Source organism: Methylobacterium sp. WCS2018Hpa-22, from assembly GCF_031843785.1.
In the GTDB taxonomy this organism is placed as follows: Bacteria; Pseudomonadota; Alphaproteobacteria; order Rhizobiales; family Beijerinckiaceae; genus Methylobacterium.
On the sequence record NZ_JAVTJA010000001.1, the window covers coordinates 257047 to 278399 of the forward strand.

The 21353-nt window shown below is 66.5% G+C and carries 16 protein-coding genes; 10 read left to right on the forward strand and 6 right to left on the reverse strand.

The window, feature by feature from the left end:
- Window positions 1-212: 212 nt before the first annotated feature.
- Window positions 213-482, reverse strand: coding sequence for a hypothetical protein (locus RQI43_RS01160; RefSeq protein ID WP_311273941.1), 270 nt, complete (start codon window positions 480-482; stop codon window positions 213-215).
- Between the two features lie 163 nt (window positions 483-645).
- Entirely contained in the window at window positions 646-1290 is a 645-nt protein-coding gene (locus tag RQI43_RS01165; RefSeq protein WP_207411461.1) for an MBL fold metallo-hydrolase, read from the reverse strand.
- Between the two features lie 395 nt (window positions 1291-1685).
- Between RQI43_RS01165 and RQI43_RS01170 the strand changes: the two genes are divergently transcribed.
- Entirely contained in the window at window positions 1686-3320 is a 1635-nt protein-coding gene (locus tag RQI43_RS01170; RefSeq protein ID WP_311273942.1) for an AarF/UbiB family protein, read from the forward strand.
- A gap of 104 nt (window positions 3321-3424) precedes the next feature.
- Window positions 3425-3685, forward strand: coding sequence for a DUF3892 domain-containing protein (locus RQI43_RS01175; protein WP_311273943.1), 261 nt, complete (start codon window positions 3425-3427; stop codon window positions 3683-3685).
- An 89-nt stretch (window positions 3686-3774) separates the two neighbouring features.
- Here RQI43_RS01175 and RQI43_RS01180 read toward each other — a convergent pair whose 3' ends face one another.
- The gene (locus RQI43_RS01180; protein WP_311273944.1) at window positions 3775-5442 is read right to left on the reverse strand and encodes an alpha-amylase family protein; all 1668 of its coding nucleotides are present in this window, start codon (window positions 5440-5442) and stop codon (window positions 3775-3777) included.
- A 206-nt stretch (window positions 5443-5648) separates the two neighbouring features.
- On the opposite strand from RQI43_RS01180, the gene RQI43_RS01185 reads away from it, so the two are divergent.
- Together RQI43_RS01185 and RQI43_RS01190 are read left to right on the forward strand one after the other, a co-directional pair.
- On the forward strand, window positions 5649-8687 hold the full coding sequence (locus RQI43_RS01185; RefSeq protein ID WP_311273945.1) for a transglycosylase domain-containing protein: 3039 nt from the start codon (window positions 5649-5651) through the stop codon (window positions 8685-8687).
- Between the two features lie 39 nt (window positions 8688-8726).
- Complete coding sequence (locus tag RQI43_RS01190; protein ID WP_405030531.1) at window positions 8727-9794, forward strand: hypothetical protein; 1068 nt, start codon at window positions 8727-8729, stop codon at window positions 9792-9794.
- Window positions 9795-10009: 215 nt separating this feature from the next.
- Here RQI43_RS01190 and RQI43_RS01195 read toward each other — a convergent pair whose 3' ends face one another.
- The gene (locus RQI43_RS01195; RefSeq protein ID WP_056433311.1) at window positions 10010-10216 is read right to left on the reverse strand and encodes a hypothetical protein; all 207 of its coding nucleotides are present in this window, start codon (window positions 10214-10216) and stop codon (window positions 10010-10012) included.
- 202 nt (window positions 10217-10418) lie between these two features.
- Between RQI43_RS01195 and RQI43_RS01200 the strand changes: the two genes are divergently transcribed.
- The 4 genes from RQI43_RS01200 (at window position 10419) to uvrA (ending at window position 17346) form a co-directional block, all read left to right on the forward strand.
- Window positions 10419-10700, forward strand: a complete 282-nt coding sequence (locus RQI43_RS01200; RefSeq protein WP_311274099.1) for a hypothetical protein — start codon at window positions 10419-10421, stop codon at window positions 10698-10700.
- 279 nt (window positions 10701-10979) lie between these two features.
- Window positions 10980-11780, forward strand: a complete 801-nt coding sequence (locus RQI43_RS01205) for a Crp/Fnr family transcriptional regulator (RefSeq protein ID WP_056433314.1) — start codon at window positions 10980-10982, stop codon at window positions 11778-11780.
- 277 nt (window positions 11781-12057) lie between these two features.
- Entirely contained in the window at window positions 12058-13941 is a 1884-nt protein-coding gene (locus RQI43_RS01210; RefSeq protein WP_311273946.1) for a PAS domain S-box protein, read from the forward strand.
- Window positions 13942-14343: 402 nt separating this feature from the next.
- Window positions 14344-17346 carry an excinuclease ABC subunit UvrA gene (uvrA, locus tag RQI43_RS01215; RefSeq protein ID WP_311273947.1) on the forward strand — a complete coding sequence of 1001 codons (3003 nt, stop codon included), beginning with the start codon at window positions 14344-14346 and terminating at the stop codon, window positions 17344-17346.
- Window positions 17347-17353: 7 nt separating this feature from the next.
- Here the strand turns inward: uvrA and RQI43_RS01220 are convergent, their stop codons facing one another.
- Window positions 17354-17656 carry a hypothetical protein gene (locus tag RQI43_RS01220; RefSeq protein ID WP_311273948.1) on the reverse strand — a complete coding sequence of 101 codons (303 nt, stop codon included), beginning with the start codon at window positions 17654-17656 and terminating at the stop codon, window positions 17354-17356.
- Window positions 17657-17831: 175 nt separating this feature from the next.
- Here RQI43_RS01220 and RQI43_RS01225 point away from each other — a divergent pair, with 175 nt between their 5' ends.
- Window positions 17832-18803 (forward strand): transporter, encoded by a 972-nt coding sequence (locus RQI43_RS01225; RefSeq protein ID WP_311273949.1) that lies wholly within the window; start codon window positions 17832-17834, stop codon window positions 18801-18803.
- 218 nt (window positions 18804-19021) lie between these two features.
- Window positions 19022-19594: a fasciclin domain-containing protein gene (locus tag RQI43_RS01230; protein ID WP_207411453.1), complete on the forward strand. Its 573-nt coding sequence runs from the start codon at window positions 19022-19024 to the stop codon at window positions 19592-19594.
- A 119-nt stretch (window positions 19595-19713) separates the two neighbouring features.
- Here RQI43_RS01230 and hflX read toward each other — a convergent pair whose 3' ends face one another.
- The gene (hflX, locus tag RQI43_RS01235; RefSeq protein WP_311273950.1) at window positions 19714-21123 is read right to left on the reverse strand and encodes a GTPase HflX; all 1410 of its coding nucleotides are present in this window, start codon (window positions 21121-21123) and stop codon (window positions 19714-19716) included.
- Between the last annotated feature and the right edge of the window lie 230 nt (window positions 21124-21353).

The following is a 21353-nucleotide window of genomic DNA, read 5'->3' on the forward strand; positions in this document are numbered from 1 at the left end:
CGGGTCTTTGCTTGATTTTCGTGCCCCGGCTCGGTCCCCGGGTACGCCTGCGATTCGTTCAGTGGGCTATATATAAGCGGTGCGTCTTGAAAATGCACCGCTCCAGCCCAGTTGTGGCGAACCGAGCCGATAGGGCGGCGGAAGATGTCCGAGCGTCGGGCAGGAGGCGAGAAAGGCAGGCCGTTTCGGAGCCCGAACGAGCCGAACTCACCTCACGGCCCGAGCACCTTTATGAAAGCCGCACCCGCGCCGAAGAACGCAGCGCCGGCAGCCATACCCGACAAAGCGATCTGCCACGGGGCGAGCATCCGATCTCTCGCCAGCTTCGATGCTTCAGCGGCAAGTTTGCTCTGCTCGGCAGCGAATTTGCTCTGCTCCGCGATCAGTTTGTGCTGCTCGGCGACAAACTTGCGGGTCTCTTCCTGAGCTCGCTCGATTCGGGCGCGCTGCTCCTCGAGATCAAACGGCACTGTGTCCGACATCGATCCTGGTCCTCGAACGTGCAGGCGATCCATGATCGTCCGCCGCTAGGATATGAGGTGGCGGCGCGGGGAGTGGCAAGAGACAAGAGCCGACAGTCTCTCGCCGCCCCACAGCGTAGTCACGACGGGGCCAGGCGATGACGCTCTCACCCATCTCCGAAGTTCACTCCTGCAGGAACGGATTGGTCATCCGCTCCTCGCCCAGCGTGCTCGTGGGGCCGTGGCCGGGAATGAAGGCGATGTCGTCGCCCAGCGGCAGGACCTTGTCCTTGATGGCGCGAATGAGCTGGTCGTGGTTGCCGCCTGGCAGGTCGGTGCGGCCGACCGAGCCCTTGAACACCACGTCGCCCACCAGGGCGAAGCGCGCGTCGCGGCTGACGAAGACCACGCTGCCGGGCGAGTGGCCGGGCGCGTGCACGATGTCGAAGCCGAGCTCGCCCACGCTCACCGCGTCGCCCTCGGCGAGCCAGCGGTCCGGAATCACGGCGCGCGCACCGTCGATCCCGTAATTGGCGCCGGTCTCGGGCAGGGAATCGAGCAGATAGCGGTCCGCCTCGTGCGGGCCCTCGATCGGGACGCCGAGCCGCTCCCGCAATTCGTCGGCGCCGCCGGCATGGTCGATATGGCCATGGGTGAGCAGGATCTTCTCGATGGTGATGCCCTGGTCGCGGATCGCGGCCTCGATCCGGTCGAGATCGCCACCGGGATCGACGACCGCGCCGATCTTGGTCTCGTCGGACCAGATCAGGGTGCAATTCTGCTGGAAGGGCGTCACCGGAATGATACCTGCGCGGGGCGTGCCTGCCATCGGGACCGTGTCTCCGTTTCCGTTGAACTGCGTGTCTGAGAAGGCGCCCGTCCCCGCCGCGCGTTCGTTCGCGATCGGTGGGACGCCCGTGTCCGGTCCGCGTGTTTAGCTCATTTTCACGCGGAGGGGATGCCTCGCGGCAGCGATGTGCGCTTCCAGGGTCGCATGGGCTGAAAAGGCGTCTGGCGCCGGGCGTGTGGCGGCGCTAATCCCGTCGGAGGCTGCCGTCCCGGTCGAGGCTGCCGTCCTGGCAAATGCGGCGGCGCTGCCAAATTTCGGCCTCGCCGTCACCCTAGACGGAGCCGCGCCGCAGATCGGCACGATCCGAACAGGCGGGCCGATCTGACTTTTCAACGCGGCCACCTTCACGCCAGACGGGGCAGTCCCTTGCGCACATGCTGAAAACCGCCTTCGTCGCCGCTCGCGACAGGCAGCGCCTGAGCGAGATCGCCGCTGTCCTGATCGGATTCGGTGTCACCAAGGTCGTGGAGCGCCTCGGCCTCGGCCATCTGGCGCGGTTCGCCAAGCGCCGCCGGCCCCACGTTGACGTGGCCCGCCTGTCCCAGCCGCAGCGCGTGCGCCGCGCGATCGAGGCCCTGGGGCCGACCTTCATCAAGCTCGGCCAGATCCTCGCCAGCCGGCCGGACCTGCTGACGCCGGAATGGACGGAGGAGCTGGAGAAGCTCCACAGCCAGGTCCGGCCGATCGCCTGGGACAAGATCCGGCCGCAGCTGGAGGCCGATCTCGGGGCGCCGCCCTCGGAGATCTTCGCCGAGTTCGACACGGTGCCGTTGGCCGCGGCCTCCATCGCCCAGGTCTACCGCGCCCGTCTGATGTCGGGCGAGGAGGTGGTGGTGAAGGTCCTTCGCCCCGGCCTGCGCAAGATCATCGAGGCGGATCTGCGCCTCCTCGCCCATGCCACCCGCATCGTGGTCGACGAGTGGCCGGAATTCGGGCGCTACCAGCCCCAGGAGCAGATGCGCCACCTCGCCGCCGGCCTCTACGGCGAGCTCGACCTCGTCAACGAGGCGCGCAACTGCGAGACCATCGCGGCGATCTTCGCCGACCGGGACGACATCGTCATCCCCAGGATCCACTGGGAGTTCACCTCCGAGCGCGTTCTCGTCCAGGAATTCATCCACGGCATCCCGCCCAACGACCATCCCCGCCTCGACGCGGCCGGGATCGACAAGGTCAAGGTCGCCCAGAAGGGCACCGACGCCTTCCTCAACATGGCGCTGATCGAGGGCGTGTTCCACGCCGATCCGCATCCCGGCAACATGCTGGTGATGCCGGGAAACCGCATCGGCTTCATCGATTTCGGCATCATCGGCCGCCTTTCCGAGCGGCGCCGCACCCAGCTCCTCATGCTCATCGGCGCCATGCTGAAGGAGGATTCCGATGGGCTGATGGCCGTCCTCCTCGACTGGACCGGATCGAGCAACCCCGACCTCACCAAGCTCGAGACCTCGTCCCAGGCCTTCATCAACCGCCATGCCGGCTCGGTGCTGAACTTCGGCGACCTCCTCACCGATTTCATGACCATGGCCCGCGAGAACGACCTCGCCATGCCCACCGACCTCGCCATCCTGTTCAAGGGATTGGTGACCGCCGATGGCGTGATGCGCCATCTCGACCCGAAATTCGACCTCTTCACCGCCGCCGGCCCGACGGTGAAGAGCAAGCTCGCGTCCCAGTTCTCGATCAAGGGCATCAGCCGCAAGGTCGAGGCGGTGGGAGCGGGCCTGTTCGGAGCGGCCTCCGAACTGCCCACCCTCATTCACCTCATGCTGGTGCGCCTGAAACAGGGCCGCGTCACCGTCGAGATCGAGCTGAAGGGCATCGAGAAGCTCACCCGCGGCATCGAGCGCGCCGCCGCCCGCATCGCCGTGGCGCTCATCGTCGCCGCCTTCGCGACGCAGCTCGCCCCCCGCTTCATGGATCTCGGCACGCCGGCCTTCATCACTGTGGGCGCGATGGTCTGCGTGATCGGAATCGGCTGGCTCGTGCTGCTAGGGCGGAACAAGTAGGCGGAGCCTCGGCGCAGATTTCCTTTAGGTTGAAAATTGGCGTGATGTGACTACCTCAAGTTTGCTGTCGGATATGTGCGGCAAACGGAAAGGATTCATGCATCATGGCTGATCGTGCAGTGAGAAAGACGGGAAAAAATTCTCAGGGAGATATCACCTCCCTTTGCAATGATGGCGATTTCTGGTCACCCCGTTCCAAGCTGGATGCCATCGACGACATCGAACGAGGGATTCATACCTATTACGTTCCTTGGACGAGCGGGCGGACCGAGATACGGGTCGTACAGGGATCGAACGGGAAATACCTCCGCACGGATCGCGATCAGACCACCCGAAACAACCTGGACGATCTTCCGGATTGTTGATCCGAGTTCAGGCTTCGATAGGGCATTCTCGCCGAGCGCGGCAGGCAGGATCGATAGTGTCCGCCGCGCTCTCGGCCTGAGACAGGCCTTCACCCAACCCGTCGCTTCAGCGGCGCGTCGAGGCCGCCGAGCCGGAACCAGTGGTAGCCGTAGCGCTCCATCATCAGGCAGTGCCGGCCATCGTCACCCGCCTCGCTGCGACGGCCAGTGAGGAGATCGACCAGGACACGGCCCTCCGGTCCCTCTACCTCCGGTGAGAGGGAGATTTCCATCGGCGTTCCGCTGAGGTTGTGGACACAGAGCACCGAGTTGCCCTCCCAGTCGTAACGGATCGCCAGGATCGCGGGTGAGGCCGTCTCGATCACTGCGAAATCGCCCCAGCCGATCTCCGGCACCTCCTTGCGGGTGCGGATGACGCTCTCCATCCAGTTGAGCAGCGAGCCGCGGTCATGGCGCTGGCTCGCCACGTTCACGTGGTCGAAGCCGTAGGCGCCGCTCCCGATCACCGGCAGGGTCGGGGTTTCGCTCTTGGTGAAGCCTCCTTGCGCCTCGGCATTCCACTGCATCGGGGTGCGGGCGCAGTCGCGTTCCTTGAGCGAGAGGTCGTCGCCCATGCCGATCTCGTCGCCGTAGCGCAGCACCGGCGTGCCCGGCAGGGTGAACATCAGGGAATAGGCGAGCTCGATGCGCTGCTGGTCGCCGCCCAGCATCGGGGCGAGACGGCGCCGAATTCCGCGGTCGTAGAGTTGCATCCCCTTCTCCGGCCCGAACGCGGCAAAGACCGCCTGCCGTTGGGTCTCGGTGAGGCGTCCGAGATCGAGTTCGTCGTGATTGCGCAGGAACACCGCCCATTGCGCCGAATCCGGTCGGTTCCAGGTCTTGCGCATGGCTTTGGCGAGGGGACGGCCGTCGCCGGAAGCCAGCCCGTAGAAGAGAGCCTGGTTGACCTGGAAGTTGAACAGCATGTGGAGCCGGTCGGCATCGTCGCCGAAATAGTCGAGGTCCTTCTTCGGCAGGATGTTGGCCTCGCCGAGAATGATGGCGTCGCCCTGCCGCCATTGCAGGAACTCGCGAAAATCCCGCAGCATGTCGAATTGCTCTTCGGGCTCACCCGTGACCTCGGGTCCCTTATTGGCAATGACGAAGGGCACCGCATCCATGCGGAAGCCCGAGACGCCGAGCTGGATCCAGAACCCCATGATCTTCTGGATTTCGGCCCGCACCGCCGGATGGGCGGTGTTGAGATCGGGTTGGAACGGCATGAAACGGTGGAAGTAATAGGCTCCCGCCTTGGCGTCGCGAGTCCAGGTCGTGGTCTGGACGCCGGGGAACACCATGCCCTCGTCCGCATGCGGCGGCCTGGATTTCGACCAGACGTACCAGTCGCGGTGAGGGGAATCCGGGTCCGATCGTGCCGACTGGAACCAGGGATGCTGGTCCGACGTGTGGTTGACCACCAGATCGATGAGGACGCGCAGGCCCCTCTGCTTGGCCGCGTGGGCAAAAGCGACGAAGTCGCCGAGCGAGCCGTAATCCGGGTCGACGCCATAGTAATCGGTGATGTCGTAGCCGCCGTCGCGCTTCGGCGAAGGCTGGAACGGCATCAGCCAGATCGCCGTGATGCCCATGCCCTGCAGGTAATCGAGCCGGCGCTCCAGTCCGACGAAGTCGCCGATGCCGTCGCCGTTGCCGTCGAGGAAGGACCGGACGGACAGGCAGTAGACGACCGCGTTCTTGTACCAAAGGTCCTTGATCATGCGACGCAGGTCTCCGGAGGGCCGCGCCGGCGGGCGCATCCGCCTGCAACGTCGCCGGGGACGGAAGCGTTGCGGGAGGCCGGTCCGGTGCCGGTCTCCTTAAATCAGCCGCCTTGTGCATCCCATCTTGGGCCGTGTGCGTTGCGGCTGCCGATCCTGTCGTCCGTGCCCTGTGACGCGTCCTGGATTTCGGTGCCCGCTCCTCGATGAACATCATCCTGATCAAGCTGTTCGCGACGGCGCTGACGCTCAGTCAGGTGACGACGCGGCCGGATGCCGTGAAGACGCAGTTCGATCCGGTGGCCGACAAGGCGCAGGTGGTACAGATCCTGCGCGACGGCTGCGCCCATATGCGGAAAGCCTTCGACATCGAGGACATCAACCTCGACGAGCTGATCTCCACCGCGATGGAGGACCCCTCGGCCATCGCCGGTGCCTCCGCGCCGAAGCTCCTGCACGGGCTCGATATCGGCGAGCTCAACACGAGCTACCGGCAGTTCTGCAAGGGCGAGAACCCGGCGAATTCGCCCTTCGACGCGGGTGAAGTGATCGCCTTCTACAACAAGGCCGTGGCCGACCTGCCCTCGGCCCAGGACCTGAAGGACCGCAAGCTGCCCGGCGCGAGCCTGATCCTCGATGGGGCCGGCAAGCGCTACGCCGAGGCGTTCGAGGCCAATGGACGCCGTCTCAGCGTGCCGATCTCCGACGTGCCGGTGCTGGTGCAAAAGGCGTTCGTGGCCGCCGAGGACAAGCGCTTCGAGACCCACAAGGGCATCGACGAGCGCGGCGTCATCCGGGCCTTCATCGGCAACCTCGCCTCGCCGGGGCGGCCGGCCGGCGGCTCCACCATCACTCAGCAGGTGGTCAAGAACCTGTCGGTGGGCGACGACGTCACCTACGAGCGCAAGATCCGCGAGATGATCGTGGCCTCGCGCCTGGAGCGGATCCTCGGCAAACCGCAGATCCTCGAACTCTACCTCAACGGGATCTATCTCGGCCGCGGCTCCTACGGGATCGAGATGGCCGCGCGGAGCTATTTCGGGAAATCGGTGGGGCAGCTCACCGTGCCGGAGGCGGCGCTGCTGGGCGGCATGCCGAAGGGGCCGAACTTCTACAATCCGGACAAGTATCCCGACCGCGCCAAGGAGCGCCGCGCCTATGTGCTGGCGCGGATGAAGGACGAGGGCGTCATCACCGAGGCGCAGCTGACCGAGGCGGCCAACGCGCCCCTCGGGTTGAAGCCGATCGAGACCACGCGGCGGGATTCGGGGTTCTACTTCGTCGATCACCTCACCCGCGAGGCGCGCACCTTCGCGGGCATCGACTCGCTCACCTCCGCCTCCCACGTGGTCCGCTCGACCATCAATGCCGGCCTCCAGACCGCCGTGGAATCCGCCCTGCAGGACGGGCTCGCCACTTACGAGCGCGCCACCGGGCGCCAGCGCTACGAGGGGCCGGAATTCAACCTCGCCGACAGCATCGCCAAGCTCGGCGGGGCGACGCCCGCCGTGGAGGGATCGGTCCAGTCGGTGCCGCTCGTCGTCGGCGGCGAGGCGAAGCCCAGATCGGCCACGGACAAGTCTGCTGCCGCGAAGTCCGCGCCGGCGGCCGCCGGGCCGAAGCCGCTGGCGCAGAAACCCGTCTGGCAGCGAGCCCTGGAGAGCGCGCGGCCCGTGCTCTACGACGTGCATTGGCCGCTCGCCGTAGTGCTCGAATCCGGGCGCGGACCGGTGAAGGCGGGGCTCGCCGACGGGCGCATCGTCAGCCTCGATCCCGGCATCGCCAAGGGCCGACTGCAGACCTACGACGTGGTGCGGGTGAAGCTGCGCGACCCGAAGGCCAAGGCTCTCCGCGCGGAGCTGCGCGTGCGCCCCTCCGTCCAGGGCGCGGCCCTGGTGCTGGAGAACCGCACCGGGCGTATCCTCGCCATGGACGGGGGCTTCTCCTACCCGCTGAGCCAGCTCAACCGGGTAACGCAGACCGTGCGCCAGCCCGGCTCGACCCTGAAGCCGCTGACCTATCTCGCCGCGCTGAACGCCGGCCTGCAGCCCAACACCCTGGTGATGGATGCCAGCGTGACCCTGCCGCCCATCGGCGGTGTCGGCCAGTCCTGGAGCCCGAAGAACTACGATGGCGGCGGGTCGGGCGCGACGACCCTTCGGCGCGGGCTCGAATTCTCGAAGAACCTCGTCACCGCGCGCCTGCTCCAGGGCGGCATCGCCGATACGCCGCCGGCGAGCCTCACCCGCGTCTGCGACCTCGCGCTCGAAGCGCAGCTCTATGCCGAATGCGAGCGCTACTATCCCTTCGTCCTCGGCTCGCAGCCGGTCCGCATGGTCGATCTCGCCGCCTTCTACGCGGCGGTGGCAAACGAGGGCGCGCGGCCGGCGCCCTACGCCTTGGAGGCGGTGGAGCGCGACGGCACGGTTTTGTACAAGCGCGAGCCGAAGGACCCGGTGCGGATCGGCTCGGCCGACAGGGTGGCCTTCTATCAGCTGAAGACCATGCTGCAGGGTGTCACCAACCATGGCACCGCGGCGGCCCTCGCCCGCTTCTCCGGCTCGATCGCCGGCAAGACCGGCACGTCCGAGAACGAGAACGACGCCTGGTTCGCCGGTTTCACCAACGAGATCACCATCGTGGTCTGGGTCGGCTACGACAATGCCGATGGTACCCGCCGGACCCTGGGACGCGGCCAGACCGGCGGGCATCTCGCGGTGCCGATCGCCGGCACCATTCTGCAGGCTGCCTGGGCCAACGGCGTGGCGCGCACTCCCCTCGCCCCGCCCTCCCCGGAGGCGAAACGTGACCTCGCCGACCTGCCCATCGACGCCCGCAGCGGTGAGCGTGTCGCGGGTGGCGGCTTCCTCGAGCATTTCCGGCTGAGCAACGGTCGCGTGGCCGACACGCAGTACCAGTTGCTGCCGCGCGAGGTGCAGACCGCCATGCGGCCGGATTCCGAGGACGGCGACACTGGCGGCCTCGACGACGGCGCCGACGTGGTGGGCGACCTGTACGGCAACCTCACCACCCGGCGCGGGGCCGAGCCGGACCCCCTCGACCCCTTCGGCGAGAGGCCGGCGCAGCCGCGCGGCCGTCGGGCGCAGGGGGATGGCTACGGCTACGAGGGGTCGCGGAGCCCGGCATGGCCCGGCACCCAGCGCTCGCCCTTCGGTGAGGACGAGCCTCCCCGCGCTCGCCGCCGCGATCCCGACTACCTGTTCGGCGACGACCTGCGCTACTGAAGGCGCGGATCCCCCTTCATCAGCAATCGAGGCCCCGACGTGAAGACGCAGCTTCCGGCGACACGTGTCCTTGTCCAGATTCTCAGCTTCCTGCCCGTCCTGGCACTCGGCCTCCCCGCCTCCGCGCAGGAAGGGATGAAGGCCCAGGTCCCCGCCGACCGGATCAAGGAGGTTCCCGCCATCGAGCCGTCGGGCCTCGCCGCCCTCAAGCCCGGCACGATCCTGTTCACCGACCACCGGGACAATCCGGCGAACCCCGAGAGCGGCCTCACGCCCTATCTCGAATGGCGAAAGCTGCGCCCGGCCGAGCAGGCGGCCCTGGCGCCCTACCCCGCCTATGCCGAGCCCGACTACACCGTGACGCTCAACGGCGTCTCGAAGCAGCGGCACGAGACCCTGAAGGTCTATGTGGCGCAGGGGCGGTTCGTGGTGGCCAAGCCCGCGGAGTCCATCGACCTGTCGGCCTTCGCCAATCTCGGCTTCGTGTCCAAGATGGACCCCGTCATCAAGCACAAGACCCTGAGCCCCGCCGAGGTGACGCCGACCAAGGACCCGGCCGCCGCCTTCGCCCGCCGCCCGGACCGGGCCTGGTGCGAGGGCGCCGCCGCCTGCATCGAATCCCGCTACGACCTCGAGGGCAAGCTGCCGCTGGGCGTGAAGCTCGCCAACAAGCTGGAGGACGGCGCCTCGAAGAAGGTGGCCGAGTTCGTCTCGTTCCAGAGCGAGCTGCGGACCCTACCGGCGGCCGAAGCGGCCTCGCTCGCGGCGCTCACGCGGGTCGACACGCCGGTGGCCGGCGGCCTCGAACAGACGATCTTCTGGGTCAACCAGATCCTGCGCTTCGGCAAGTTCCTCGCCGTGTTCCAGCCGATGCCGAACGACCCCGGCAAGACGGTGGTGACGACCTACATGGCGCTGGCGATCAAGGCCGATGTCCTCGACCGCAAGCAGGAATATGCCCGCGTGCCGGTTCTGAAGAACCTGCTTCCGGCCCAGGTGCTGATGGGCAATTCGTCCTTCAACACCGGCACGTCGATCAGTGCCGGCCTGCCGACCTATGCCCGCAACCGCATGATCGCCTTCGCGGACGCCCTGGCCAAGAACTGAGGGGCGAGTGTCGGAGCCTGTTCGATTGGATTTTTCGACGAATTTCCATTCCAGGATCGATCATCCAATCAGACCTCCTCATCCTGAGGTGCCCGCATCAGCGGGCCTCGAAGGAGGCCTCCAGTGCTCGCGTAATCCCTGGAGGGCTCCTTCGAGGCCGCTTCGCGGCGCCTCAGGATCAGGTAAGGCCTTGGACGAGCAACGCGAGCAGGCTCTCAGTTGCCGCGGCTGACGATGGAGGGCATCGATGGGGCGGTGTAGGCGCGGTTCACGTCGCGGCGGGTCTGCGTGCCGTTGGTGTCGTTGGAGCGGCGGAAATTCTCGGTGCTGAAACTGTCCGAGAAGCCGCTGCGGTCGGCGCTGTTGCAGGCCCCGAGGGCACAGAGCAGGCCGACGGCGAAGAGGACGGGGATGGGACGCATCGGAAGTTCCTGGCAGTCTGGTCCGGTTGGACCGATCGGGTCTTTCGTGGTGCCGGGTTGGCCCTCGCGTCAAGCACAAGGATAACGAACCGTCTCAGCTTACGGGCAGAGTGATGTTCTCGCGCCACGAAAACGCTCACTACGCTTGACGGCTTTCGGGCATGGGGGCCGCAATCACGCGGATTTAGCCTCCTTGGATCTGGTGCTCGGGCCGGCCTTGGGCGACACCTTGTCCAACATGAGCAACGTGGTCCCCTTCTCCCGCCCCCCCGCCGCCGCACCACAGATCTCCAATGTGGTCGCCGTCGCCGACGATCTGTTCGCCGCCCTGGAGCTGCTTCAGGGCGTCGCCCACCGTGCCGCCGCCATGGGCCGTCCCCGCAGGGAGATGGAGCTCACCGTCCGCAACCTGCGCGAAGCGGTCAGCGCCGTGGAGCGGGCCCTCGACTGCATCGGCGAAGGCGACGAGGCCGGCCAGGGCTGAACCGACACCGCGCCCGAGCGTGATGCGCGCGGGCGCCTTCTTGCCTGCGGCTATGGCATTCTACATTTTTCCCGGGAAGCTCCGTCCCGCCCTCCTCCCCCTTGTGGGGAGGAGTTGGAGGTGGGGGTGGTTGGGCGACCCTGATGCTGCGGAGGCTGGCGGAGCCACACTCGAATCCGCCGCGACGACAAGATTTTTCGCTACCTTCGTCAACTAGTGGACAGACGCCTTGGCGGTGATAAGCTAAGCGCGAGACAGAAGGTGAACACAGCGCATCAGATGCTCCCGTCGACAGAGTCCTTCATCGAAGGCAATCTCCTGCTGAAGGCGCTGTCCCGGGAGGATCGCGGGCTTCTGATGCCGCATTTCGAGCCGACCGTCGTTCGGCGCGGGGAGGTTCTGTTCTCCGTCGGGTCCCGGGTCTCGTACATCTCCTTTCCCTGCGATCAGACGGTGATCAACCTGATCGTCTCCATGCGGGACGGCCGGAGCGCCGAGACGGCCACGATCGGCCGGGAGGGCGCCGTGGGCGGCGTCGTCAGTCACGGCAGCCTTCCGGCGTTCAGCACGGCCCTGGTGCAGATCGGCGGGCCGGTCCTCAGGCTCGATGCCGCGAAATTGCAGGACGCCAAGCTTCGCTCGACCACGCTGCGCAACCTCTTCACCCGTTACGCCGATTGCCTCCTCGGCCAGGTGCTGCAATCCGTGGCGTGCAACGCCCTCCACCCGATCGAGGAGCGATGCCTGCGCTGGCTGCTGACGCTGCAGGACAGGATCGGCACCGAAACGCTTCCCGTGACCCACGAACTCCTGGCCAACATGCTGGGCGTGCAGCGGACCTACCTGACCCGGATCCTGCGCACCCTGCAGGTGCAGGGGCTGATCGAGGTGGGGCGCGGCCGTATCACCATTCTCGACCGGGCCAAGATCCAGGAGGCGGCCTGCGAGTGCCATGGCGCCGTGGTGAGCCATTTCGAGACCGTGCTCGGGGCCGTCTACGATGCCGACGGGCGGATGCTCTTCGTCGATCCTCCGACGCAGCCGAGCCAGGACGATCCCGTCCCGGCAGCGGCTGTCTGAGGCGGCATCGCTCGATGTCCGCTCGGGGGAACGAGGCTTTCCGATCCCGGGCCCAGGTGCCGGGTCAAGTCTCCGATCCGAGTTCGATACGCTGTGGGTGGGGAGGATCTCGCGAAATCTCGTGGCGAGACTTGTTCGTTGCGAGGTCCGACTGCATTTCATGTGATGGCGATCGACGGAATCAGACCCGCATCCGATGACCACTGCGAATGTACCTCCACCCCTCCGAGGGAGTCGTCGCGATCTTCCTTCGCCGGTAAGGACGGCGGCCGGTGGTATGACCGACGGTGCCGTTGGCATCGGCGATGGCGCCGCCTCCCTCGATCGGTGGTCGACCGACGAGCGCTATCGCCTCGTGGCCAGGGCGACCAACGATGTCGTCTGGGATTGGGACCTGCTGCGCGACGCCATCCTGTGGAACGAGGCGCTCGAGACGTCCTATGGCTGGCGGCCTGCCCATATCGGTCCCGGCTCCGACTGGTGGCTCGGCAACATCCATCCCGATGACCGCGCCATCGTCTCCGCCGGGCTGAATGCCTTTCTCGACGGAGGCTCGGACAGGTGGAGCTGCCAGTACCGCTTCCTCAAGGGAGACGGGGCCTATGCCGATGTGCTGGACCGCGGATATCTCGTCCGCGATGCTTTGGGCGCGCCGGTGCGGATGGTCGGCGCGATGCTCGACGTCACCGTCAGAAGCCAGTTGGAGGCTCAGTTCCGCGCGGTCTTCGAGGGCGCCAATATCGGGATCGTCCAGTTCGATCCCCGCAGCGTCCTGGCGCTCAGGGTCAACGCCAAGCTCTGCGAGATCTGGGGTGCGCCGGAATCCGAGATCGTCGGTCGCTCCCTCGCCCAATGGACCCCCGCCGAGGATGCGGATGCGCGCGACGACCTGCATCGCCGCCTCGCCACCGGCGAGACCCTGCAGGACCGGTTCGAGAAACGCTACCGGAGACGCGACGGCCGGATCATCTGGGCGAGGGTGAACCTCGTCTCCCAGACCCTGGGTGACGCCGTTCACGCCATGGCGATGATCGAGGACATCACCGAGGAGAAACGCGCGGATGCCCGTCGCGAGGCGCTGATCAGCCTGGGCGACCGCCTGCGTGAATTGCGCTCGAACGCCGATGTCGTGGCCATGACGGCGGAGATCCTGGGCCGCGCCCTCGGGGCGACGCGGGCCGGCTACGGCATGGTCGACCTTCCGGCGGGGCTGGTGACGGTGGCGCATTCCTGGTCCTCCGACGGACAGACTTTTCCGAGCCGGACCCTGCGGCTCGACGAGTTTCCCGCGAGCATCGCCGGCTTGCGGCGCGGCGAGATCCTCGCGGTGGACGATCTCGCGACCTCCCCCGACCTCGAAAGCGATGCGGAACTCTACATCGCGGAGGGTGTGCAGGCGGTGATCTCCGTCCCCCTGCTCCAGCGTGGTCGCCTCGTCGGCGTGCTCTATGCGACGGAGGCCTCGCCACGCTCTTGGACGCCGCACGAGATCGCCTTCGTCCGCGAGGTGGCGGAACGGGCCTGGAGCAGCCTGATCCGGATCGAGGCGGACGAGCAGCAGCGGATCCTCAACCGCGAACTCAGCCACCGCATGAAGAACACCCTTGCGATGGTTCAGGCGATCGCCTCGCAGAGTCTGCGCAACGTCACCGATGTGGAAGCGGCCAAGCATGCCTTGGCCGCGCGCCTGATCGCCCTCGGGAATGCCCACGACATCCTGCTGACCGGAGAGCGCGAGAGCGCGGCCATCTCGGCCGTCCTGCAGAGCGCCCTGTCCCTTCATGACGACCAGCAGCCGGGGCGGTTCGATCTGTCGGGGCCCGAGATCGTCATCGGCTCCAAGGCGGCCCTGTCGCTCGCCCTGATGATGCACGAACTCGCCACCAATGCCGCCAAATACGGCGCCCTTTCCAGGCCGGACGGCCGCGTCGTCGTGGAATGGCGGGTGGTCGCGGTGGGAGACGACGACACGATCCACCTCGTCTGGTCCGAGCATGGCGGGCCACCCGTGAGCCCCCCGACACGGAAGGGCTTCGGCTCACGGCTCATCGAACGCGGGCTCGCCGGCGCCGTCGGCGGCGAGGTCTCCCTCGCCTACGAGCCGGATGGGCTGATCTGCCGGGTCGTCGCGCCCCTCGGCGGGTTTCAGACGAGCTTCTAGGGCGTTCTGCGCCGAAGTGGTTGCCGGTGCGGCGAGCAGGAGCGCGACAAACGAAGGCCTGGAAATGCGTGCCGACCCACCGCGGTCGGGTGCCGCCCCAGCAGAGGAGCGTGTCCCACTTCCATGGTGCGTTCGGTCGCGAGAGCTTGGCGAGCGTCCGCCCGAGCGCGGAATTCAGCGCCGATATTGTAGCTGTACGCTTTTTGTTCTAGCTGGGTGGCGGATATGCGTGGCGTGCGTCTTGCCCGCCCGGCCCGTGCGCCCGACATGGCGACCGGTGGCGGGACCGTTGTCTTCGACCTCGCCGCATGACGTCCCGGAGACGATCCCCGCGCGTCGTCGCCGATCTTCCTTTCCGCCAAGTCCTGCCTTTCCGCCAAGTCCTGCCGCCGAAGAGACCCAATGGCCAAAGCAAAAGCCGCCGCCAAGACACCACGGGGCCTGAAGAGCCAAGCGGCGCAGGCACAGGAAGAGAGCGTCGAGGCGCGGATCGAGAAGCTGTTCGAGGGTAGCCCCGACCGTCGCGTCATCGCCGTCCGGGGCGCGCGCGAGCACAACCTCAAGAACATCGATCTCACGATCCCACGCGACAAGCTCGTGGTCTTCACCGGGCTCTCGGGGTCGGGCAAGTCGTCACTCGCCTTCGACACGATCTACGCGGAAGGCCAGCGCCGCTACGTCGAGTCGCTCTCGGCCTATGCCCGCCAGTTCCTCGAGATGATGTCGAAACCCGACGTCGATCAGATCGACGGGCTCTCGCCGGCCATCTCCATCGAGCAGAAGACGACGTCGAAGAACCCGCGCTCCACTGTGGGGACCGTCACCGAGATCTACGATTACATGCGCCTGCTCTGGGCGCGGGTCGGCATACCCTACTCGCCCGCTACCGGCCTGCCGATCGAGAGCCAGACCGTGAGCCAGATGGTCGACCGGGTGCTGGCCCTGCCGGAGAAGAGCCGGCTCTATCTCCTTGCCCCCGTCGTCCGGGGTCGGAAGGGCGAGTACCGCAAGGAGATCGCCGAGTTCCAGAAGAAGGGCTTCCAGCGTCTTCGCATCGACGGCGAATACTACCCGATCGACGATGCGCCGAAGCTCGACAAGAAGCTCAAGCACGATATCGACGTGGTGGTGGACCGGCTCGTGGTCCGGGCCGACATCGCCGCGCGCCTGGCCGATTCGTTCGAGACCGCCCTGGAACTGGCCGACGGCATCGCGCTGATCGAATTCGCCGACCCGGCCGAGGGCGAGACCATCACCTTCTCGTCACGCTTCGCCTGCCCGGTCTCCGGGTTCACGATCGCCGAGATCGAGCCGCGCCTGTTCTCGTTCAACAACCCATTCGGCGCCTGCCCGACCTGCGGCGGCATCGGCCACGAGATGCGGATCGACCCTGAACTCGTCATCTCCGACGTCAAGCTCAGCCTCAAGCGCGGTGCCGTCGGCCCCTGGGCGAAATCGACCTCGCCCTATTACGGCCAGACCCTGGACGCCCTGGCGGGGCATTACGGTTTCAAGACCACGTCGCCCTGGTCGGATCTGCCGGAGACGGCGCACAAGGTCATCCTCTACGGCTCCGGCCGCGAGTCGATCCGCTTTGCCTATAACGACGGCATGCGCGCCTACGAGGTGAACAAGCCGTTCGAGGGCGTCATCCCGAACCTGGAGCGGCGCTACAAGGAGACCGAGAGCGACGCCTCGCGCGAGGACATCGCCCGGTTCATGAGCGAGACCCCTTGCGCCTCCTGCGGCGGCAAGCGACTCAAGATCGAGGCTTTGGCGGTGAAGGTCGCCATGCAGGATATCGGCGACGTCACCGCGCTCTCCGTGCGCGAGGCGCATCGCTGGTTCTCCGAACTGTCGGAGAAGCTGACGCCGAAGCAGAACGAAATCGCCTTCCGCATCCTGAAGGAGATCCGCGACCGGCTGACCTTCCTGGTCGATGTCGGCCTCGACTACCTCACCCTCGCGCGCGGCTCGGGCTCGCTCTCGGGTGGCGAGAGCCAGCGCATCCGCCTCGCCTCGCAGATCGGCTCCGGGCTGACGGGGGTGCTCTACGTCCTCGACGAGCCCTCCATCGGCCTGCACCAGCGCGATAACGAGCGCTTGCTCGGCACGCTGAAGCGCCTGCGCGACCTCGGCAATTCGGTGATCGTGGTCGAGCACGACGAGGACGCGATCCTCCAGGCCGATTACGTGGTCGATGTCGGCCCCGGTGCCGGCATCCATGGCGGCCGGATCATCGCCCAGGGCACCCCCGAGGAGGTGCTGAAGAACCCCGACTCCCTCACGGCCAAGTACCTGACGGGCGAGATGAGCGTGCGGGTGCCCGCCGCCCGGCGCAAGACGAAGAAGGGCAAGCTCACCCTCGTCGGCGCGCGGGGCAACAACCTGAAGGACGTGAGCGTCGAGATTCCGCTCGGAACCTTCACTTGCGTCTCGGGCGTCTCGGGCGGCGGCAAGTCCACCCTCATCATCGACACGCTTTACAAGGCGGTCGCCAAATCCCTCAACGGCGCGATGGAGCACCCGGCCCCGTTCGAGCGTCTCGACGGGCTGGAGAATCTCGACAAGGTCATCGACATCGATCAGTCGCCCATCGGGCGCACGCCGCGCTCCAATCCGGCGACCTATACCGGCGCCTTCACGCCGATCCGCGACTGGTTCGCGGGATTGCCGGAGGCGAAGGCGCGCGGCTACCAGGCCGGCCGCTTCTCCTTCAACGTCAAGGGCGGGCGCTGCGAGGCCTGCTCGGGCGACGGCGTCATCAAGATCGAGATGCATTTCCTGCCGGACGTCTATGTCACCTGCGACGTGTGCAAGGGCCGCCGCTACGACCGCGAGACCCTGGAGGTGAAGTACCGCAACCATTCCATCGCGGACGTGCTCGACATGACCGTCGAGGAGGCGGCCGACCTGTTCAAGGCCGTACCGACGATCCGCGAGAAGATGGAGACCCTGGCGCGGGTCGGCCTCGGCTACGTCAAGGTCGGCCAGCAGGCGACAACCCTGTCGGGCGGCGAGGCGCAGCGGGTGAAGCTATCGAAGGAACTCTCCAAGCGTGCCACCGGCCGCACCCTCTACATCCTCGACGAGCCGACCACGGGCCTTCACTTCCACGACGTCGCCAAGCTCATGGAGGTGCTCCACGAACTCGTGGACCAGGGCAACACCGTCGTGGTGATCGAGCACAACCTCGAAGTCATCAAGACCGCCGATTGGGTCATCGACATGGGTCCCGAGGGTGGCGATGGCGGCGGCATCGTCGTGGCCGAAGGGACGCCGGAGCAGATCGCCAAATCGAAGGCGAGCCATACCGGTCGGTTCCTGCGCGACGTGCTGGCCCGCCGGCCGCTCGCCGAGGCGACCGCCAGCGTGGTCGCGAAGGGCCGTAGCGCGGCGGAATAGGCAGGCTTCACGCGCCGGCCGAGCGTGATTCGTCCGGCGCGGGGAACCGGGGCTCTGTTGCGGCGCACAGGCTGCCTGCGATCGGGAATTGCGATGCGCAAACCGCCTCCCGCGTTTGCGCAATCGTCCCGTTGATACGGTCGCTCGCAACAGCTTGATGGCCCAGCGTTATTTTGCCGATGCGTTGCTCAATGCGACGCCATGCCCAAGGCAATTCTGCCGAGAAAGTTAACAAAACCTTGCGCTGCAGCGCGCCCAAATTGCGGCTTTTCCGCAACGGTGGATTTGGAACTGCCTCGATCCGAAGCATTGGACTGTCATTCCGATCCGACCTGTAGAATAGTTCTCAGCGTTGAGACACGAATTCGGGCCGCAAGGGGGGCCCTACGCACAAAAAGCCAGGAAGCCGCAAGAATGCGGCGCTCGGCAAGATGGTGCGTAGGTCTGCGCGGCGAGTGCCTGAAATCCTTGGGAAGGACTAGAAAATGACGAAGAACTGGCTCGCCACCGGCGCACTCGCGCTGACCATGGGCATGACCGCCTCGGCTTCCTACGCACAGACCACGACGATCCCCGGCGAGCAGGTCGGCCTCGCCACCGGCGCGCCGCTTCCCGAGGGCATCTACGCCCTGAACACCTTCGTCTACCAGTCGCGTGACAACTCGGCTCTGGACGTCGGGATCAACATCCCCGTGCTGGTCTGGTCGACCCCGCTGGTTCCGCTCGGCGGCCGCATCGAGCTCCTCGTCGCTCCCCCGACCGTGTTCGCCTTCGGCAACCGTGGCGGCTCGACCGGCCTGCGTGATCTCTCGATCAACGTCGGCACCTTCGTCGGCGGCATCTGGGCCTTCGATCTCGGCAACAACTTCGGCGTCAGCTTGCTCGGCGGTGTCTACCTGAACGAGCTCAACGGCGACCGCGGCGTTCTCGTCCAGAACAATGGTGTCGTTGCCTCCACGGCAGTGCTGCCCCAGCTCTCGTCGAACACCTACCGCTTCGGTGTCGCCGGCAGCTACACCGGCGATGGCTACAACCTGACCGCCAACCTGACCGCCAACATCTACGACTCGCCGTCCTCCTTCGGCGGTGGCCGTGACCCCAACCGGGCTGGCTTTTCTCAGGTTTACTCCCTCTCCGACTCCCTCAACCTCGACCTGACCGCGACCAAGAAGTTCGGCAAGTTCGAGATCGGCGCCATCGCCTACGGCACCGTCAACTTCGACACCGGCGCCAAGGCTGGCGGCATCATCAACGCCGCCCTCAACGATCGTGGCCGGTTCCTGATGGGTGGCCTCGTCGGCTACGACTTCGGCTTCGCCACCGCGCAGGTCTACGTCGCCCGCACCGTCGCGACCACCAGCTTCGACAGCACCGAGATCTCGGGCCGCCTGATCGTGCCGCTGTACTCGCCGACCCCGGTCGCCGCTGCTCCGGCCCCGATCATCCGCAAGTACTGATCTTACTCAGTGGCGAGGGTTGTCCTCGCCGCTGCTCGGATCACGAAAGCCCGTCCGACCTCCTGGTCGGGCGGGCTTTTGCTTGGGAGCAGGTGCTCGCTTCCCGCCGTATCTAATACGACCACGACTTTCTGCAGCTTTCCCGAAACTTTCCTCTTCCGGGCTCCGTAACGAGCGATGACCCCCTCCGAAGGGGCATGACTCAAGAGGAACGCTCCATGACCAACGCCCGTCGCCCCGTGGCCTCCACCTTCGCCGCCGTCGCCCTCGCCTTCACCATGGGTGCCGCGTTCCCGGTGGCCGCGCTCGCCAAGAACCCGATGGTCGGCGGCGCTCCGATGTATGCGTCGAAGACCATCGTCGAGAACGCGGTCAATTCGAAGGACCACACGACTCTCGTCGCCGCCGTGAAGGCCGCCGGCCTCGTCGAGACCCTCTCGGGTCCTGGCCCCTTCACCGTCTTCGCGCCCACCGATGCCGCCTTCGCCAAGCTGCCGGCCGGCACCGTCGAGACCCTGGTGAAGCCCGAGAACAAAGCGACGCTGACCGCGATCCTGACCTACCACGTCGTGCCCGGCACCCTGACCGCCAAGGACCTCATGAAGATCGCCAAGGATGGCGGCGGCGAGGGCCAGATCAAGACCGTACAGGGCGCGCCGCTCGTGGTTCAGACCAAGGGCAAGGCTGTGTTTCTCACGGATGCGAAGGGCAACACCGCCAAGGTGACCATCGCCAACGTGATGCAGTCGAACGGCGTGATCCACGTCATCAACAGCGTGCTGCAGCCGTAAGACGTTTCTCCAGACCCGAAACTGACTCCCTCCCCCGGCTCGACGAGAGCCGGGGTTTTTTATCGAGTCCGCTCGCGCTGAAGCGTCCCGATCGGGACGCGAGTACTGAATGTGACCGGCTACTCTGCCCGGCTCAGCTTGCGTGCACTGGCGAAGCGGTTGAGGAAGCGCGGCTCTTTCTCGGGTGCCACGCGGATGGCGAGGTGGATCGTACCCGCCTCCTCGGCGCGCCGGTCCAGGACCTCGGCATTCTCGTACAGCCAATTGAGCGCTGCCCCATCCTCCGGCGCCAGGGTCACGGCGAAGGTGGAACGACGCTTGGCGATCCGCGCCTCGATCCGGCCGGACAGGGCCGCCAGACCCTCGCCGTTGAGGGCGGAGACCAGGATCGGCACGTCGCTGTCCCGGTCGTTGCGCCCCTGGGCGCTGAGGTTGAGGAGGCGTGTCCGCTCCGAATCGTCGAGCAGGTCGGCCTTGTTCCAGACCTCGATGATTCGCTCGGCCGTCGTCTCGATCCCGAGTTCCCGCAGGACCTCGCCGACATCCTCCGCCTGCGCTTCCGAATCGACGTGGCTGACATCGCGGACATGGAGCAGGATATCGGCTTCGATCACGTCCTCCAGCGTGGCGCGGAAGGCGGCGATGAGGGCGGTGGGCAGTTCCGAGATGAAGCCTACCGTGTCCGAGAGGATCACCGTCTCGCCATGCGGCAGCTTCGTCGCGCGCGCTGTCGGGTCGAGGGTGGCGAACAGCATGTCCTTGGCCATCACTTCGGCCTTGGTCAGCGCATTGAACAGGGTCGATTTGCCGGCATTGGTGTAGCCGACGAGGGCGACGATCGGGTACGGCACCCGCGCGCGGCTCTCCCGGTGCAGGCCACGCGTGCGCGTGACGCTGTCGAGCTCGCGCTCGATCTTCGTCATCCGCTCCTGGATCATCCGGCGATCGGCCTCGATCTGCGTCTCGCCGGGGCCGCCGAGGAAGCCGAAGCCGCCGCGCTGCCGTTCCAAGTGGGTCCAGGACCGTACGAGCCGGCTCCGCTGATAGGCCAGGTGGGCATGCTCGACCTGTAGCGTGCCCTCGCGGGTCGAGGCACGACGGCCGAAGATTTCGAGGATCAGGCCGGTGCGGTCGATGACCTTGCAGCCGAACGCCTTTTCCAGGTTGCGCTGCTGCACCGGCGAGAGTGCGCAATCCATCACGACGAGCCCGATCTCCTCGGCCTTGATCCGCCCGGCCAGTTCCTCGACGCGGCCCTTGCCGAGATAGGTCGAGGGGCGGATGCGGGAGACGGGCGCGATGATCGCTTCGGTGACGTCCAGCTCGATGGCCACGGCGAGACCCGCCGCCTCGTCGATCCGCGCCTCGCTGGAACGCATCGGCTCCTGCGTCTGGCTGCCGTTCCTCGAGAGAGAAGTACGGGTGAGATACGGCCCCACGACGAGCGTATGGGTGGCTGCCGCGATGTCTCCCTCGGGGGCGGCCATCGCCTGCAGCCGTGCCTCTCCGGGAAGCATAGGTTCGCTCATGAAGTTCCCTTGCCCATCGGGCTTAGAGCGCTCTCCGCCGACGGGGATGCCGGGTCGGCGAAAAAAGCGCGGATCTCGTGTCTCTCACAAAACTCCCGCTGCGCCATCCTGCTCGGAGGAGAAGCACTCACTCATCGCGAGTGTCATGAGATCTACTCATATGGGGGAGCCGAGGCTCCATTGACAGTGTCCGGGCGGGGCGCGGGAATGCCGGCTCGTCGCCCACGGAA

What these genes read in the sequence shown, in the direction of transcription:
- RQI43_RS01170 (WP_311273942.1), top strand. Translation starts at nt 1,686, where the DNA reads ATGCTGAAAACCGCCTTCGTCGCCGCTCGCGACAGGCAGCGCCTGAGC.
- RQI43_RS01175 (WP_311273943.1), top strand. Translation starts at nt 3,425, where the DNA reads ATGGCTGATCGTGCAGTGAGAAAGACGGGAAAAAATTCTCAGGGAGAT.
- RQI43_RS01165 (WP_207411461.1), bottom strand. Translation starts at nt 1,290, where the DNA reads ATGGCAGGCACGCCCCGCGCAGGTATCATTCCGGTGACGCCCTTCCAG.
- RQI43_RS01180 (WP_311273944.1), bottom strand. Translation starts at nt 5,442, where the DNA reads ATGATCAAGGACCTTTGGTACAAGAACGCGGTCGTCTACTGCCTGTCC.
- RQI43_RS01220 (WP_311273948.1), bottom strand. Translation starts at nt 17,656, where the DNA reads ATGCTTCGGATCGAGGCAGTTCCAAATCCACCGTTGCGGAAAAGCCGC.
- RQI43_RS01225 (WP_311273949.1), top strand. Translation starts at nt 17,832, where the DNA reads ATGACGAAGAACTGGCTCGCCACCGGCGCACTCGCGCTGACCATGGGC.
- RQI43_RS01205 (WP_056433314.1), top strand. Translation starts at nt 10,980, where the DNA reads ATGCTCCCGTCGACAGAGTCCTTCATCGAAGGCAATCTCCTGCTGAAG.
- RQI43_RS01195 (WP_056433311.1), bottom strand. Translation starts at nt 10,216, where the DNA reads ATGCGTCCCATCCCCGTCCTCTTCGCCGTCGGCCTGCTCTGTGCCCTC.
- RQI43_RS01185 (WP_311273945.1), top strand. Translation starts at nt 5,649, where the DNA reads ATGAACATCATCCTGATCAAGCTGTTCGCGACGGCGCTGACGCTCAGT.
- RQI43_RS01230 (WP_207411453.1), top strand. Translation starts at nt 19,022, where the DNA reads ATGACCAACGCCCGTCGCCCCGTGGCCTCCACCTTCGCCGCCGTCGCC.
- RQI43_RS01210 (WP_311273946.1), top strand. Translation starts at nt 12,058, where the DNA reads ATGACCGACGGTGCCGTTGGCATCGGCGATGGCGCCGCCTCCCTCGAT.
- RQI43_RS01160 (WP_311273941.1), bottom strand. Translation starts at nt 482, where the DNA reads ATGTCGGACACAGTGCCGTTTGATCTCGAGGAGCAGCGCGCCCGAATC.
- hflX (WP_311273950.1), bottom strand. Translation starts at nt 21,123, where the DNA reads ATGAGCGAACCTATGCTTCCCGGAGAGGCACGGCTGCAGGCGATGGCC.
- uvrA (WP_311273947.1), top strand. Translation starts at nt 14,344, where the DNA reads ATGGCCAAAGCAAAAGCCGCCGCCAAGACACCACGGGGCCTGAAGAGC.